3 protein-coding genes are annotated in these 17,831 nt (G+C 32.5%); all 3 read right to left on the bottom strand.

Annotated elements, in window-relative coordinates; genetic code table 11:
* Positions 1-20: 20 nt before the first annotated feature.
* From Q0828_RS15040 to Q0828_RS15050, 3 genes are read right to left on the bottom strand one after another with little or no spacing between them, the layout of a single operon-like run.
* Positions 21-8,024, bottom strand: coding sequence for a non-ribosomal peptide synthetase (locus Q0828_RS15040; RefSeq protein WP_298422711.1), 8,004 nt, complete (start codon positions 8,022-8,024; stop codon positions 21-23).
* Between the two features lie 19 nt (positions 8,025-8,043).
* The gene (locus Q0828_RS15045) at positions 8,044-12,561 is read right to left on the bottom strand and encodes a type I polyketide synthase (protein ID WP_298422714.1); all 4,518 of its coding nucleotides are present in this window, start codon (positions 12,559-12,561) and stop codon (positions 8,044-8,046) included.
* Between the two features lie 40 nt (positions 12,562-12,601).
* Positions 12,602-17,806 carry a non-ribosomal peptide synthetase gene (locus Q0828_RS15050; RefSeq protein WP_298422717.1) on the bottom strand — a complete coding sequence of 1,735 codons (5,205 nt, stop codon included), beginning with the start codon at positions 17,804-17,806 and terminating at the stop codon, positions 12,602-12,604.
* Positions 17,807-17,831 lie beyond the last annotated feature (25 nt).

Consider the following 17,831-nt stretch of genomic DNA (forward strand, 5'->3'; position numbering starts at 1 on the left):
GATTTGGTTGTGTACAATGATTAAAAATCAAAATCCATATTGGGCAATTCCTTACTTACTTCGTTCAATTGATTTTGAAGTGTTATATCTTGTAATTTGCTGACTTTATTATCTATAATTAACTCAATGATTTCTTGATAATAGTTTACTAATCGCATGATAGTTTCTTCTAAAAAGAGTTCTTTTCTATATGCTACTTTTAGTTGTATGTTATTTTTTTGATCGTCAATCATAAAGATAAGTTTCGACTTTACTTCTTTGAAAATTGGTTCAATGGAAAGCGATTCATTATATAATCCATGTTGTTTTAAAGCGTCTATTAGACCTTCATTTTCTTGGTAAGAGAATAGAATATCATACAAAAAGTCATCATTAGGAATATTTAGACTACTATCAATTGCTTGTTTTTGATATTCTAAAATATTCCAAACTTCTGTTTGTATTTCATTGAAGAAATCAAGAATGGTATGATTATTTTTAGGCAACATTCGTATTGGGAATGTTTTGATAAAGATGCCGACAATGTTTTTTGTTTCTTCTTTAAATCGTTCAGAAAAAGGTGTTGCTACAATGATGTCTTCTTGTCCACTAATTTTTGAAAGTAAGATGCCTAATGTGCCTAAAAACAGGGTAGCTTCAGTTATTTTTTCTCGATTGCAAAAAGTTCGTATGTGTGTTGTTTTTGAAATATCGAAGACAAAGTTTAATTCACTTCCTTCTAAAGTAGCTATTGTACGTTCAACTTTGTCGTAGGGTAAATTCACTGCTTTTGCATCTAAGCAACGCTTTGTCCAGAAATCAGTTGTGGATTCAATTTGTAACTGAGTAGTTTCCCACTCAGCATAATCTTTATATGTAACTTTAGAAGTTTCTATTGCTTGTTCATTATATAAGTCAAGAAGATTGTGAATTAGTAGTTTAGCCGAAACTGCATCAGAAATAATATGATGAATGTCAAAGTATACTATGTTTTGATCGCTTGGAAATTGCGCTAAAAAGATGCGAATCAAAGTAGGTTGATCTAATTGAAAAGGCTTTAAAAAAGCAGCATCAATTTGCGGTATCGCTTCATGCGAATCGTATTTTTTTGACTGAAATATTATTGAGTTTTCTTGATGGATTTTTTGAACTACTTCATCATTAATGATATGAAAAGATGTACGTAATGCTTCATGTGTCATAACCAATGTATAGAAAGCAGCTTCTAATTTTGTAGCATTTACATTTCCTAAAGGAATTTTTAGTGCAGTATTATACATCGTACTATTTTGATGTAATTGCTGCTCTAGATATATTCTTTTTTGAGCGTTTGAAGTGGAATAATATTCTTTAAGTTTAACTTTTATAATTGGTTGCTTTTCAATTTTGTTTTCTACACGATCAATATATGTTGCCAATGCTCGCACATTTGGTTCTTTAAAGATTTCATGTAAACTTATATCAACATTGAACGTTTCATAAATTTGAGCGCTTAGTCCAACAGCTTTTAGTGATTGTCCTCCAAGATCAAAAAAGTCGCTTGTAGCACCGATAGTTTCAGGATTTTGATCAAGAAGATTTGCAAAAATGGTTGTTAATTTAATTTCAGTATCAGAAATCGGATGCTCATGATTTTCCATTTTCTGATTAACAGCATTTGGTAATTCACTCCATTTTACTTTTCCATTAATCGTCATAGGAATTTCAGAAATTCGTATGCAATGATTTGGAATCATATAAGATGGAATTCGTACCGTTAATTTTTCTCGGATTTCCTTATCCTTAATTTCTTCATTTGAAATATAATAAGCGTACAAAACGTCATCACCTAAAGCATCTTCTTTTACAGTAACCAAGACATTTTGAAATTGTGGGTATAGTGTCTGTATTTCTTTTTCTATTTCTTTGGTTTCAATTCTAAAACCTCGAATTTTTACTTGTTCATCATTTCTACCGTAATACACTAATTCACCACTGGATGAAAACTTAGCAATATCACCTGTTTTGTACATCTTCGTATTGGCTTCAAAAGGGTTTGGAAGGAATCGATTTTGTGTTTCTTCAGAGTTATTCAAATATCCTAAGCCAACACTATTACCAGAAACATATACTTCTCCATACGCTCCTAAAGAAACATGTGTCAAAGAATCGTTTAGAATGTGAATTTTTGTATTTGCCACAGGTGTTCCAATAGGAATTGTATGACCTGTATGTTTTTGAAAATCATATTTTTGAACAGTACAACCTATCGTTGTTTCAGTTGGACCATATTCATTAAATAGTGTACAGTTTCCGTTAAATAATTCATGTATTTTTGAAGCAATCGTTACTGAAAATGCTTCTCCACCAACAATAAAACGCTTTAAATTCGTATTTGAAATTCCTCGTTTTTGATAGTGATTCGCAATAATTTTTAAATGCGATGGCGTCAATTTCATAATTGTAACACGATCGTCTTCAATGATTTCTGTAAGTAATGCTATTGGTGTTTCTTTCTCAGAATAGACTTCAATTGTATGTCCACTGATTAAAGGAACAAAGATGGAAGTCATGGTTAAATCAAAAGAAATTGAGGTGAATAAAGGAAAGCAAGTAGGCGTATCTTCAGTATATGTTTTCTTTCCCCATAAAGCGTAATTACACAAGTTTTCATGTGAAATCATTACGCCTTTAGGAATTCCTGTTGTGCCAGAAGTATGAATAATATAGGCTAACTGATTGGATTCAATTTGTATTGTAGGCGCAGTTATCGGTCCCGCTATATCATCTAATTGTATGTCTAGCGCAAATAGATTTGTTGCATCTATGGAAATGTCAAACAAATACGTTGTTTCAGTTAATACGGTATTAATATTTGCATTTTGAAGAATTAGCTGTATTCTTTCTTCAGGATATTTTGGATCTATTGGGACAAAGGCAGCTCCAGATTTTAGAATCCCTAAAATTCCAACAAGTAAATTGATACTTCTATCAGCTAATGTAGCAACTAATTCACCTGGTTTTATGTTTAAATCTTCAATTAGATAATGTGCTAATTGATTGGATTTTTTATCCAATTCTTGGTACGTTATACTCGTATTTTCATGTACAATAGCAATTTCATTCGGAACATGAATGACTTGCTTTTTAAATTCATCCAACACCGTTTTTCCTAGGTATTCAGGTTTCTCAGTTGCGTTATAAGTTTGTAGAAATTTAGTTTCTGCTAAATTTGGTTGTAATAACGAAGCAATAGTTGTATTTGGTGTCGTAAGGAAAGCGGAGAGAATTTCATTAAAATAATCTGCATAGCGTTCCATTGTTTCGTTAAGGAAAAGATCTGTTGCATATTCAAGATTGAATCGGATGCCTGAATCACTTTCAAAACCTGTCAAAGAAAGATCAAATTTTGAAGTCGTTTGATGGTCTTCAAAATCTGTAATTCGCTCAATAAGAACAGTTCCATCGTTACTTTTTATAACATTTGATTGTTTCTTATAATCAAACATGGCATCAAATAAAGGATTCCGATCTGTAGCCCATGAAAGAGAAGCGTCTGCAATGAGTTCTTCAAAAGGAAGTTCTTGATTTTCAAAACAACTTTCGGTTTCAGACATTACATTCTTGATAAAATCTATACTCTTTGTTGTGGTTTCTATTATAGCTTTTAATGGAATTGTGTTCGCAAATAATCCAACTAATTTCTCCATATCAGGATGCGCTCTTCCCACAACAGAAGTTCCGACAATGATTTCTTTTTGATTGGATACTTTTAAAAGTAGTATGTAAAAAGCACTTAATAGTACGTTGAAATTATTCAGTTCATACTTTTTTGTAAATTCTTGAAGTTGTATTTCGTTTTCTTTAGAAAGTTCAAATTGGAAAACTTTTCCATTTGTACTTTTCTTTTTCCTTGTTTTATCAATCGGTAATTCTAATGCAGGAATTTTTGATAATTCTTTTTGTTGCCAGAAGTTTCGTTGTGTTTCTAAACTCTCTGTATAGGCGTTTTGCAACTGCCAAGCAGCAACATCCTTGTACTGTACGGTTAATGGTTCGAGTGTTTCATTTTCATAGAAAGCAATTAAGTCTCGAATTAAAATATTTAACGAAACACCATCCGAAATAATATGATGCATGTCTACAAGTAACATTGTTTCTGCATGAGTTTCGAGTATTCCAATACGAATTAATGGAGAAATATTTAAATTAAACGGACGTACAAATTGTTGTATAGTTTGCGCTAAACTTTCATAAGCTACCGTTAAATTTTCAATTGTAAATTCTAATGAATCTTGTATTTTTAGTACAGGTGTTCCTTGATCAAATATAAAATAGGAGCGAAGAATTTCATGTCGATCTAGTAGTTTTTGAAACGCAACTTGCAAACGATCAATGTTCATATTTTCGCAACGTAACACTTGCAACATGTTATACGAAATGTTTTCTCTGTCTAGTTCTTGAAGCACATAAATTCTTTTTTGAGCAGAGGAAACTCTGTAGTGTGTGCTTTTTTCAAGTACAGGAATTGTACTTGATCTAAATGAACTTTGCGACGTCATGATTTTTGCAGTAACAGCGGCAATAGTTGAGTTTGCCATGAATACTTCCAACGAAAGTTCAGTTTTGTATTGTTTTTGAATTAAAGAAAGTAATCGAAGTGCATTTAATGAATCGCCACCTAATTCAAAGAAATTTTCATCAAGTTTAGGACGTTCACCTAATATTTTTTCAAATAGTGTTGTAATTCCTTTTTCTATTTGTGTTTGATCTAAAATTTCAGCAGTTTCTTCTTCGTTGGTTTCGTTTAAAAATGATTGTAAACGTTTAGATTCTGCTTTAATTCGTGCTTCTAAATTTGTTACAGAAACGGCAATATCTGGAATATTAAGCGAAAGAATTTTTTCAAAAGCCAACACAGCTTCTACAGGCGTTAATCCAATTAAATCATTAGAAATTTCATCTTTATAAATTGCATTTGTTTGTTTTGCCATTCCAGTTTGCAACCAGCGATCCCATTGAATGGAAATAATTTTTATGTTATTTTTATTGTGTGCTGATCGTGCATAATGATTCATGAAAGCATTGGCTGCCACATACGCAGCTTGTCCAATTTCACCAAGTAACGAACTTAGCGAAGAACATAAAATAACAAAATCGATAGCTTCGTTTTGTATGAGTTTGTCAATCACAAGTGTTCCTTGCACTTTGGCTTCTAGTACATCCTCAATTTGTTTCGTTTCCTTAAATCGAAGTAAACTTCCATCTGCAATTCCGGCTGCATGAATGATTCCATTGATTGTTGTAAATTTTGTTTTTACAGTATTGAAAAATTCGCGCATGCTAGTTTCATCAGAAACATTTACCGAAACAATCATGATTTGTGAACCAGAACGTTCAATTTCTATCAGTTTTGTTAGTTTTTCTTTTAGAGAAGTTGACGTGTTTTCATCTTGTAAAATCGTTTCCCAATGTGCATTTTCTGGAAAAGAGTTTCGTGTTGTTAAAACTAATGTACACGTATTTTTCTTGGCTAAGAAAGATGCTAAAGTTAATCCGACACCACCTAAACCACCAGTAATTATATAAGCACCTTTTTCTTTGATTTGAATTGAAGTTTCCTTCGTGCTTTCTAAATTTAATTTATCAGTTTTTTGAATCCAACGATGATTTCCACGATACGCAATTAAAGCATCTGTAGCTGAATTATTGATTTCAGAAAGTATTTTTTTAGCATATAATTGATGATTATTTAATGATTCAATAGTGTCAAATAATCCAATGTCAATATGTTTTGCTTTTAGGTTGTTAAATTCATTATTGATTACTTTGGCAAGTCCGCTATACGTACTTTTTATAGGATCAATTTCAGCTTCAATTCCAATAACATCAAATGCATTAATTGAAAGTGTTGTTGCGATTGCTTTTTCATTTAAAACATCATGATTTGTCAAGAGTTTGAGCAACTGAATATAGTTTACAAACGTATCAGTTGTATGTTGTGTATCTTTCCAGAGATATAAAATAGTATCAATTCTGTCTCCGTTTTTTGCTAAATCGGCAACTAAACGATCATTTTCAGAATTTGTATTGGAAAGGGTATAGTTTTCTGAATTAAGCTTATTATATGCATTTCCTTTTTGAATAAGAATTACCCTAATGTTTGCAGTTTTTAATTGATCAATTATTACATCATATAAAGTGTTTTGCTCATAACAAACTAACCAAGTTTTTGAGTTTTTTTCAGTACTGTTTGTTTCTAATGAATGATGATCACGTGTCCATTTAGTAGTATAAAACCAATCTTCTACTTTCTGAGATTTTGGATGTTTATCACTTTCTTTTTTAACATCTAAAGTATTTTCAATTTTTAGCGGAAACTCAGTTTTAGCAAATGGATATGATGGTAAATCACATAATTGATAGGTAAGATTAAGATCGATATTTTTTCTGTCTAGATCATTTCCTTGACACCATGATTGTGCGTGTGTAACCAGCTCGTTACTTTTATCATAAGAATGACCGTTATTATTGTTTTCTGAATCGTTTGTAATCCAATTTTTTACTTCTAATTGCGTGATTGCGTCCGCTATATTATTAGCTATAATAGCAGCTCTGTACTTAAATTTAGATCTTTTAGAAAGTGTATATGCAACATTTCCTAAATGTATTGTTTTATCTTTTTTGAAAAATTCGGTATGCACTTGTAATTGCCTTTGAAGTGCTTCTTTCGTTTTTGCAGAGAAGGTGAGGAGTTGTGCTTTTTCGGGTGAACTTTCTTTTTCTTCTTGCGGATTCTCTTCCAAAATTACATGTACATTCGTTCCGCCAATTCCAAAGCTACTTACGCCAGCTCTTAAAGGAATTTCATCATTTTTCCAATCAAGTAAACAATCGTTGATGTAAAAAGGACTGTTTTTGAAATCTATTTCAGGATTTAAATTTTTAAAATTTGGATGCGGAGGAATTGCTTTGTGTTGAAGACATAGTATTGTTTTAATAATTCCAGCAATACCAGCAGCAGCATCTAAATGTCCAATGTTTGCTTTGACAAAACCGAGCGCACAGGTTTTTTCTTTTTGACCTTTGAAAACTTCTGTCAATGCTTTTGCTTCAATTGGATCGCCTAAAAAAGTTCCTGTACCATGTGTTTCCACATAACCAATAGTTTCTGGAGTAACTCTTGACATATGAAGCGCCGATTTTATGACGTCTTTTTGTCCTTGAAAACTTGGCGCAGTATACCCAACTTTTTGATGTCCATCATTATTAATTGCAGAACCTTTTATGATGGCATGAATTTTATTATTATCTGTAATGGCGTCCGTTAAACGTTTTAAAACAATGACACCAACACCATCACTAAATATGGTTCCACTAGCCGTTTTGTCAAAAGGTTTGCATTTTCCATCTGGCGATAGAATCATTCCTTCTTCATGAATGTATCCTCCTTCATTGAGTAAATTGACAGAAACACCACCAGCCAGCGCTGATTTGCATTCGCCCATTAATAAGGATCTACACGCTAAATGAATGGCAACTAAAGCAGTAGAACACGCTGTTTGAACAGCAATTGCAGGACCCTTAAGATTAAGTTTGTGAGCAACTCTAGAAATCATTAAATCTTTATCACTAAGCAATGAATTTGCATATTCATCAAAAGCTGTTGCACTTCCTTTTGAAAGTTCTTTTCGCCATTCATAACTAGAAGAACTTCCTCCAAAGAGCCCGATTTTTTCATTTAAATTTTCAGGATCAAAACCTGCATTTTCCATTGCTGACCAACAGCATTGATGAAATAGTCGCGTTTGCGGATGCATTACTTTTGCTTCTGCAGCTGCATATCCAAAAAAACGAGCATCAAAGCACGCTACATTGTCTAATTCACCTTTTGCCTTAACATGATTTTCTAAAGAAATACTGTCTTTATGAAAACTTTTTTTCTTGGCTTCTTCCTCCGAAAAAAACGAAATACTTTCTTTTCCTTCGCATAAGTTTTTCCAAAAGTCAGTTATGTTTTTTGCGCCAGGAAATTCACCATGCATACCAATGATGGCGATTTCCATGCCTGTTAGTTTTGTTTTCTTATTCATTTTCTAGCTCATTATTCATGTTAAAAAAAGATAATGATCGATTTAAGATATCTAAGCTGTCTTCTTGTTCAGCGATTTCTTCTTCGGGTATAATTCCTTGAATATTTGTCACCAATTCACGAATGGTTGGATGATTGAAAAAATCTGTAATTGTGACAGTTGTGTTAGCAGTTTCTTGCAATTTTCCGTTTAACTCTGTAATGTCTAAAGAGGTTAAACCTAAATCAAAAAAGTTGTCTTGTACACTAACTCCTGAAATTCCGACTTGCTCTTCTACAAGTGTTGCTAGTTTCAATTCAAGTTCACCTTCTGGTGCAATATATTCACCATTAAGACCTAATGTTGTTCGGGAAAGTTTGACTGTTTTTACTGGGTTTTCTTTTTTGTGAGTTCTATTTTTAAAGAAGTTTTCACTCTCGTTTTGTAATTGTTTTAATGTTCTGTCTAATACAATTACTTGTGATTCTTGTAGCGAAAGTATTGTTTGTAATGCTTTTACACCTTGTTCTTTTGTGATACTAATTTCATCAATTGACTGATTCGTTCTTTTTGAAGGAGCAGCCATACCCATATGTTTCCAAGTTGTCCAATTGACACTTGTAATCAATTTACATTTTAGAAGGTAATTGTTGTTTTTCGCGAAAGCGTCCAAGAAATTATTCGCAACTACATACGCAGCTTGTCCATAAGCGCCAAACACAGATGCTAACGAAGAAAATAGTATAAAAAAGTCTAGTTCTTCATTTTGTAATGCGTTTGCTAAGTGTATTGTTCCGTTTATTTTAGGCGTAAGTACTTTTTGAATTGATGCTTCTGACCTATGAATTAAAACGCCACCATAATCTGCAATTCCTGCTGCATGAAGTACGCCGTTTATATTTGTATGTTTGTCTTTGATTGTTTTGATTGCCTTTTGGACATCTTCATGAACTCCTATGTCTGCAGTTATTAAATTTATATGTGAACCAAGTGTTTCTATTGCGATTAACTTTTCTAGTACTTGTTTTGTTTGGTCTGTTGTAGTCGTTTTTAGTTGTGATGCCCAGCTTTTATAAGGATCAATACCTTTTGTGCTTCTATTGATCAATATGATATTTACAGTTTCCTGATTTGCTATGCTTAATGCAACTTCCAATCCAATCTCACCTAAACCACCAGTAATGATATATGTATTGTTGTGTTGTATTGCTACAGATTTTATATTGGAAACATCATAGTTTTCATAAGTTTGAACCCAACGATGTCCATTTCTGTATGCGCTTGCGATTTCTTTTTGATTTGATTTGAATTCTTTAATAAGTTCAACAACTGTAATTTCATCAATAGTATGATTTGTACATTGGATGTCAATTGTTTTTGTGGTTATGTGTTCAAATTCTTTTGAAATAGCAATTAACATTCCTTCTAATATTGCTTGCAATGTGTTTTTATACTCATTGTCAATAATTTTATGTAGTGAATTTGTAATGACATTTATATGTGCATTTAAAGGAATGCTTACAGTATGAAATGCTTTTGCTAAGCGATGAATATTATAAAAAGAGGCATAGAGTTGATCATTTTCAGAAGTATTATTATTTGTTTCAAGATTCCACAAATAGATAATTTCTACATTTTCAGTATTTAGTTGTTGTAAGATGCGTTCATAATGTGATGCTTCTTTTGGATTGATACTGATTGCTGTTTCACTAAGTTGTTCATATGTTTCTGATCGACTGATTGTTATTACGTTTTGATGCGTAAAGAATTTGTTTTGTAATAGTATTTCGCTATGCGAAGTATTATCAGTAAAAAACAGCCAAGTTTTCGCTGAATCATTCTTTGTATCAGTATTTTTAGGTAATTTTCTTCGGATCCAATTTGGGGTGTAATACCTAAGTTGTTTACTTTTTATAGGAGTTGTTGTTTTCTTCTTTTCAAATTTCGTTTTGGTAAAAGGATATGCAGGTAATGTGATTACTGATCTTGTTTCGTTTTCAGTTTGCCAAGGAATTGTTGCGATGAAATCTTTTTCCCAAAGCATGCCAATTCGTTGAGAGAGTAATTCGTTATCATCGATGTTTTCCTTTGCTTTTTTGCTTGTATTCCAAGCAATGTCTTTATAGTTTCTTCCTAAGTGGGATTTTACAATACTTGCAAGCGTATTGCCTGGTCCAATTTCAAGAAATAGTGTGGTTCCTTCATCTTTTAATGTATCGATTCCTTTAGCAAAATTTACGGTGTTTCTAAGATGATTTGTCCAATAGGAATCGTCTTGTATCATTTCTTGTGTGATAAAATCTCCCGTAAGGTTAGAAATGTATGGAATTTGAATAGTTCCTTTGGAAACAGTTTTTAGTTTTTGAATATATGCTTCCAGCATTCCTTCCATCATATGTGAATGGAATGCATGTGATGTTTTTAATGGAATGGAAATGATTCCTTGTTCTTTAAAATTAGTTTGTAATTTTTGAATTGCTGCATCAGTTCCTGAAAGAACACAGCTTTTATGTGTATTGATTACAGCTATAGCAACCTGATCGTTGGTGTATTGTTTGGCTTCAGAAGCAGAAAGCATTACACTAATCATTGTACCAGCTTTCATGGATTGCATTAATTTTGCTCTGTCTACAATCAGTTTTAGTGTATCTTCAAGTTCAAAAAATCCTGAAATGCAAGCTGCTACATATTCACCTAAACTATGACCAATTAGGTAATCTGGTTGTAAACCTATGTGTATTAGATATTTAGTTAAAGCATATTCAAAAGAGAATAAAAGCGGCTGGGTATATATAGTTTCATTTATTTGAGAAGCTTTATTCTCAGGATTTTTCGGATATATAATATCCTTATAATCAATTCCTGTGTAGTTGTGTAATGTTTGTAAACAAGCGTCTAATTCTTTTTTGAAGTATATGTTTTGTTCATAGAGATCTTTCCCCATATTCACAAATTGTGCACCTTGCCCAGAAAACATAAATACCAGTTTCTTTTTTTGAGCTTGTACAGTTGTAACCACTTCTTTTTGTAATACTTTTTGTAATTCAGAAATGTCTTTACATCGATAGCTTTCACGAATAGGAAGTGAAGCACGTTTGCGAAGCGTAAAAGCAATATCTCCAAGAGAAACATCATTGTTTTGAGCGATATAATCAACCAATTGTCGTTTTATAACATGTAATGATTCTGATGATTTTGCTGAAAGTTGAATTGTATATGATTCTTGTTTTTCTGCTGAAACTACTTTTTTAGGCGCTTCTTCCAGAATTATATGTGCATTTGTTCCACCAATTCCAAATGCGCTAATTCCTGCGCGTATTGGAGTTTGTTCTGTTTTCCAATCAATTGGTTTTGTATTGATATGAAATGGTGTTTTTTCAAGTTGAATTTTTTTGTTAGGCGTTTCTAAATGTAATGTAGGCGGAATGCTTTTGTGATATAGCGCCATAATTGTTTTGATAAATCCTGCCATTCCAGCAGCGACATCTAAATGACCTAAATTGGTTTTTGATGCGCCTAATATGTATTTGGAAGCTGTTGGAGTTCCGTATACGGTTTTTAAAGCTTCTATCTCTATAGGATCGCCAATATTGGTTCCTGTTCCATGTGTTTCAATAAATGAAACGCTTTCAGGTTCAATTTCAGAAACTTGAATTGCAGATTGAATTACTTGTATTTGTCCTTCAATACTAGGTGCTGTGTATCCAACTTTTCTATTCCCATCATTATTAACAGCGCCACCTTTGATAACTGCATAAATACGATCTCCATCTTCTACAGCTTCGTCATAACGTTTTAATAATACAGTTCCTGCGCCATCACCAGGAACAGTTCCAGTAGCATTTTCATCAAAAGCTTTGCAATGACCATCAACAGACATAATCATGCCTTCTTGATATTCGTATCCAGGAGTTATTGATTTATGGACAGAAACAGCTCCGGCAACAGCCATATCACATTCACCAATTAGTAAACTTTTACAGGCTTCTTGAATGGCAACTAAAGAGGTAGAACATGCTGTGTTAATTAAGGAAACGGGACCTTTTAAATTCATTTTATACGCTAATCGCGATGCCATAAATTGTGGTGAATGTATATATGCTTGATATTTTTCAGTGTCACTTGTAGCATTTTGAAAAGCGTCCATATTCCATTCTAAACTTTGCGAACTTCCTGCGTACATACCAATTAATCCTTTGTAGCTAAAAGGATCGTAGCCAGCATCTTCCAATACATGCCAAACACATTCGTGAAATATTCGTGTGCTTGGATGCATTCTGAGTGCTTCTTTTGGTGTGTAATCGAAAAAATTAGCATCAAAACAATCGATATCATTTAAGACACCTGATGCATTAATGAATTTTGAATCTTTTATACGTGTTTCATCAACTCCTAAGTTTTGTAATTCTTCATCAGAAAAAAATGAAATAAGCTCATTTCCATCTATGAGGTTTTTCCAGTATTCTTGAAGATTTTTAGATTTTGGGAATCTACAGCTTATTCCAATTACGGCTATTTCCAATCCATTCATAAGTTGTGCTACGGTTTTTTTGATTGTGTTTAATGGACTTTTAGTTGACTTTTTTAGCTCTTTTGAATCGTTGTTTCAGTCTTTCTTTACCTTTAGCAATTACTTTGTCATCACGTTTTAGATTTTCCGAAGTTTGTCTGCCTTTTGTTAAGTGTGATGCTAGCATTTTAATCGTTGGATATTTGAAGGCATCTACTACTGAAATTTCTCCAAGTTCTTTTTCTGCAACTTGACTGACAACATTCACGATTTTTATAGAGCTTCCGCCTAATTCGAAGAAATTTTTATCTGTACTGATGTATTGTTTTTCAATTCCAAGAACGTTAGCCCATATTTCTTCTAAAGCAGCTTCTACTTCATTTGTAGGCTTTATAGCTTTTGTTTCTGTTAGAAATGTTTCAGGTTTTTTGAAGTGTTTTTTATCTATTTTACCATTGCTTGTCAACGGCATTGTATCCAATTTATTGAAGAAGGCAGGAATCATGTAATTTGGTAACACAGTAGATGCCCAAGTTCTAAATTCACTTTCATCAATTACAGTTTTTGCTGTATAATAAGCGCTTAATACTTGTTCATTGCCAAGTTTGAAAGCTACGACCGTTACATTCGTAATGTTGGAATAGTTTCCTAAACACTCTTCAATTTCTTTTAATTCAACTCGATGACCTCTAATTTGTATTTGCTCATCTAATCGACCTAAATATTCTAATTCATTGTCTGAATTGATTCGCACCATATCGCCTGTACGATATAATTTTTGATTGCGATCAAACGGATCATCAATAAATTTCTCTTGCGTAAGTTTAGCATTGTTGATATAGCCGTTACTAACTCCTTTTCCACCAATGAATAATTCGCCTTTTACACCTTTTGGAACCACCTTTAAATTAGCATCTAAAACCATAGCTTTTAAAGTAGGTATTGGTATTCCTATACTTTTAGAATTACTTTCAATAGCTGCTTTGTCAATTTCTTTATATGTCACATGTACTGTAGTTTCAGTGATTCCATACATGTTTATTAACATTGTTTCTGGATATTTTTTGTGCCAATCTGCTAATTGTTTTGGTGCAAGTTCTTCTCCTCCAAAAATGACATGCCTTAAAGAAAGATTAGCCTCAGCTTTTGTGTTTGCGATGTTAGCGATGTTATAAAATGAGGACGGTGTTTGATTTAATACCGTAACTTTTTGTTTCACTAAGAGTTCATGAAATTTGAACGCATCTTTTCGAATCTCTTTAGGTACAATTACCAACGTTCCACCAAAGAGTAATGCACCAAATATTTCCCAAACGGAGAAATCAAAATTATATGAATGAAACAATGTCCATACATCAGTATCTTTAAAATTAAATAGGTTTGTATCGTTATAAAATAATCGAACTACATTTTCATGCGAAATGGAAACTCCTTTTGGAACGCCAGTTGTTCCTGAAGTATAAATAATATATGCTTCATCTTTCGGGCTGATAACCGTTTTTTCAAAACTTATATTGGTTTCGTTTTGAATAGTTTCTATTGCTATTTCTTTGATAGAAACATTAGTACTCACAAACGTTTCACTAGTAAGGATTATAGATGATTTGCTGTCGTCTAAAATAAATACTTTCCTTTTTTCAGGAAGTGTAGGATCTATAGGTACGTATGAGCAACCATATTTTAACACACCAATTATAGAAATAATCATTTCAGTAGAAGGTTCAAATTGTAATGCTATAGGTTGATTTTTAGCAATGTTTTCTTTTGATAAATACGCAGCAACCTGATTTGATTTTTGATCTATATCTTTATAGGATAGTTCAGTGTCATTAAATTTTATGGCAATGTTATCGGATTTATTACTTGCAATCGTTTCAAAAATATCGCAGATTGTTTTCTCTGGATACGCAACATTTGTATTATCTAGAATTGTTGTTAATACTGTTTTTTCCTTTTCAGGAAGACATTCAAGAGTTGCTAAGGTTTCCGTTGGTTTTGCTACTATATTTTTTAGTAATGTGTTGAAATGTGCTGTAAATTGAGTCATTGTTTCTTCTGAAAACAAGTCAGTAGTATATTCAAAACTTCCTTGTAATGTGTCTTGTAGATCAACAATTTCTAACCAAAGATCAAATTTACTATATCCAGTATGTAATGGCTGTAGTGAAACATTCCAATTTAGTAAATCAAATTTAGGAAGTTGCATATCTTGAAATGTAAATACAACATCAAAAATTGGTTGGCGATTTAAGATGCGTTGTTTTACGACTGCATCTACCAAGTCTTCAAAAAGATATTCTTTATTTTTGTAAGCACTTACAATTTGTTGACTTACTTCATTTAAAAAGTCTGAGAATTTTTTTGCTCCTTCCGGATGTGCTTTGAGCGCTAAAATATTGATCATCATCCCAAACCCATTGAGTGATGCTTGTGTATTTCGCATGGAAGCTGGAACACCAATAACGATATCTTCTTGTTGGCTATATTTTGAGAGCAAGATGGAATAGACACTTAGTAATAGTGTGTGTGGAGTGACATTTTGCTCTTTTGCTAAAGCTCGTATTTGCTGTGTGATTTCAGCATCAAGTTGAAATGGAATTCGATTGCCTTTTTCACTTTTTTCTATTGGACGTTCGTTGTCTAACGGTAAGTCAAGCACAGGAATTGAATCGTTGAATTTTTCCTTCCAATATGAAGCTTGCGTTTCATAACTCTTTGTATTTCTAAATTGATCTTCTTTTGTAATGTATTCTTGAATATTAAAATCAATAGTTGAAACTTCATCATTATTGTACAGTTGTACAAATTCTCTATATAAAACACTCATGGATAATCCATCAGAAATCATATGCGGAATGTCTATGATCCATGTATATTTCTTAGATTCATGTTTGAATATACCAGATCTAATTAATGGTGCTTTTTGTAAATCAAATGGTTTTACAAATGCTTTTGTTTTTTGTGCGATTTCTTTTTCTGGTACTTCCTCATAAGTAATAGAAAATGGGATGTTCTCATGAATTTTTTGGGTAGGAATCATTCCTTCTTCCACAAATGTAGTACGAAGAGATGCATGTCTTTGTATAATCGTTTTTAATACATTTTCAACTTTTTCTTTGTCTAAGTCACCTGAGATTGAAAGAGCAATAGGAATGTTATATGCTAATGAAGTTGGATTGCTTTTGTATAGATAATACAATCGTTTTTGCGCAGATGATAACGGAAAAAACTCCTGATAGTTTGTGATTTCTTCTTTAAGACTTACTGTTGGCTTTTCATTAATTAAGCGATTAATTTCTTTTGCTAATGTTGTAGTAAGTGGATATTCAAAGACAATTTCTACAGGTAACTGAATATCGAATTCATTTGAAAGTTTAATAGCTAGTTCTGCTGCTTTCAAGGATGATCCGCCAGATTCGAAAAAAGTTTTTGTTTGGTCAATTTCTTTTAAACCAATAATCTGCTTCCAAGCAGTTGTTATTTTTGGTAAGAGCCGCCGACTTGGGTCTTCAGGATCTTCAGGGTTTTTAGTGTTAGTTTCTACAGCATTTGTCTTTGGTGTAGCGCCATCAAGTTGAATGATTTGTTCTGTAAATTCGTTGTTTAGAAATTGTTGTTCTAATACAAAACGTTGTAGTTTTCCACTGGTCGTTTTTGGTATTTTCTTTACAGGAATTATTTTAGAAATATTAATTCCAAATATTGAAGAAACTGTTTCATTAGCAAGTGTTGCTAATTCTAATAAGGCATCGGCTTTTTTTCGTGTTTGAATGAATGCACCCAGTTTTTGTGTTTTTTCTATTTCATCATAAAATCCAAAAGCAATAACTTTACCTAATTCTAGTTCCTCATTTTTAGCTGCAAGCTTAAATTCAATATCATGTCCGTAAAAGTTCATTCCGTTGATAAATATGACATCTTTTATTCGTCCAGTTAATACAAGTTCTCCGTTGTCAATATATCCTAAATCACCAGTGTCAACCCAACCATCTTTTTGAATTAGTTTTGCTGTAATTTCAGGATCATTGTAATATTCTTTGGTAACATTTTTTCCTGCAATTTGAATTTTCCCTACAGTTTTATTTGAAACAACTTCACCGTTCGCTCCAACAGCTCTCATTTTACAATCATTTACAACTGTTCCAAGCTTTACTAATTTTATAGCATTGTTACGATCTGCATTTAATGATATTTCTTCTCCAATGATTAATGATGTTCTATCTACATATTCACACTCCATAGGTGTAGATAAGTCAGATATTGTAACACATAAACTAGCTTCTGCTAATCCATATACAGGTCTTATTACAGTATCTTTAAATCCAAAAGGAGCGAAAACTTCTGTGAATTTTTTACTAAGATCAAATGAAATTGGTTCAGCACCATTAAATATGTAGCGCAAGCAAGATAGGTCTAAGTTTTCACCGTCTTCAGGTTTGAAATATTTTAATACATAACTGTACCCAAAGTTTGGAGAAACGGTAGAGGATATTTTGTGTTCAGAAACTTTATCGAGCCATATGTTTGGTCTTCTGGTAAAGACTTCTGTTTGCATAAGGTATTGATTCCAGCCAGCAATGAAAGGTCCAAAATGGAATCCAATAATTCCCATATCGTGCGTTAATGGCAACCAACTTAAAAAGCGTTCCCCAGTAGGTCTTGGTTCAATACCATCGCGCATTGCATATACATTAGTGACTAAGTTTTCATGCGTTAATACAACTCCTTTTGCTTTCCCTGTAGAACCTGATGAGAATTGTATGAATGCCATATCTTTTTCATGAGGATGATGGATTTCACCTTCTCCTGTGAGTTCAAATACGCTAGTTTCATCAATAAAATGGCTTACTACTTCTCCATATTTTTTATGTTCTTTTTCAGTATGGAAATAATCTAGAAGTTTGTTTTTTGCTTTTTCTGAGGAGATTAAAAATGGATTGTTTAGTTTTTCCCAAACATTGATAAATTTTTGTTTTAGATTTTCATTTGTAGCACTTGCTAACGGAACAGGAATTATTCCTCCTAAAATACAACCCCAAAAAACGGGTACAAATATTTCATTTGAAGCTATTTGAAATAAAAGTTCGTCTCCCTTTTTTATTCCTTGTGATTGTAAATTGAATAATACAGTTTTTGCTTGTTTGAATAATTCTGGATAGGAAATATATGTTTCTTTTCCGCCAGCACCAATGTATGTGATACCTATATTTGCTTCAGGATTACTACCTCTATCTATAAGCGCATTTACCAAGTTTGTATATTTCATTGTAAGCCTTTTAAATTATTTATCG

Source organism: uncultured Kordia sp. (assembly GCF_947496985.1).
GTDB lineage: Bacteria > Bacteroidota > Bacteroidia > Flavobacteriales > Flavobacteriaceae > Kordia.

Excerpts from the sequence above, each read along its gene's own strand:
- Q0828_RS15040 (WP_298422711.1), bottom strand. The coding sequence starts at position 8,024 with ATGGAAATCGCCATCATTGGTATGCATGGTGAATTTCCTGGCGCAAAA.
- Q0828_RS15045 (WP_298422714.1), bottom strand. The coding sequence starts at position 12,561 with ATGAATGGATTGGAAATAGCCGTAATTGGAATAAGCTGTAGATTCCCA.
- Q0828_RS15050 (WP_298422717.1), bottom strand. The coding sequence starts at position 17,806 with ATGAAATATACAAACTTGGTAAATGCGCTTATAGATAGAGGTAGTAAT.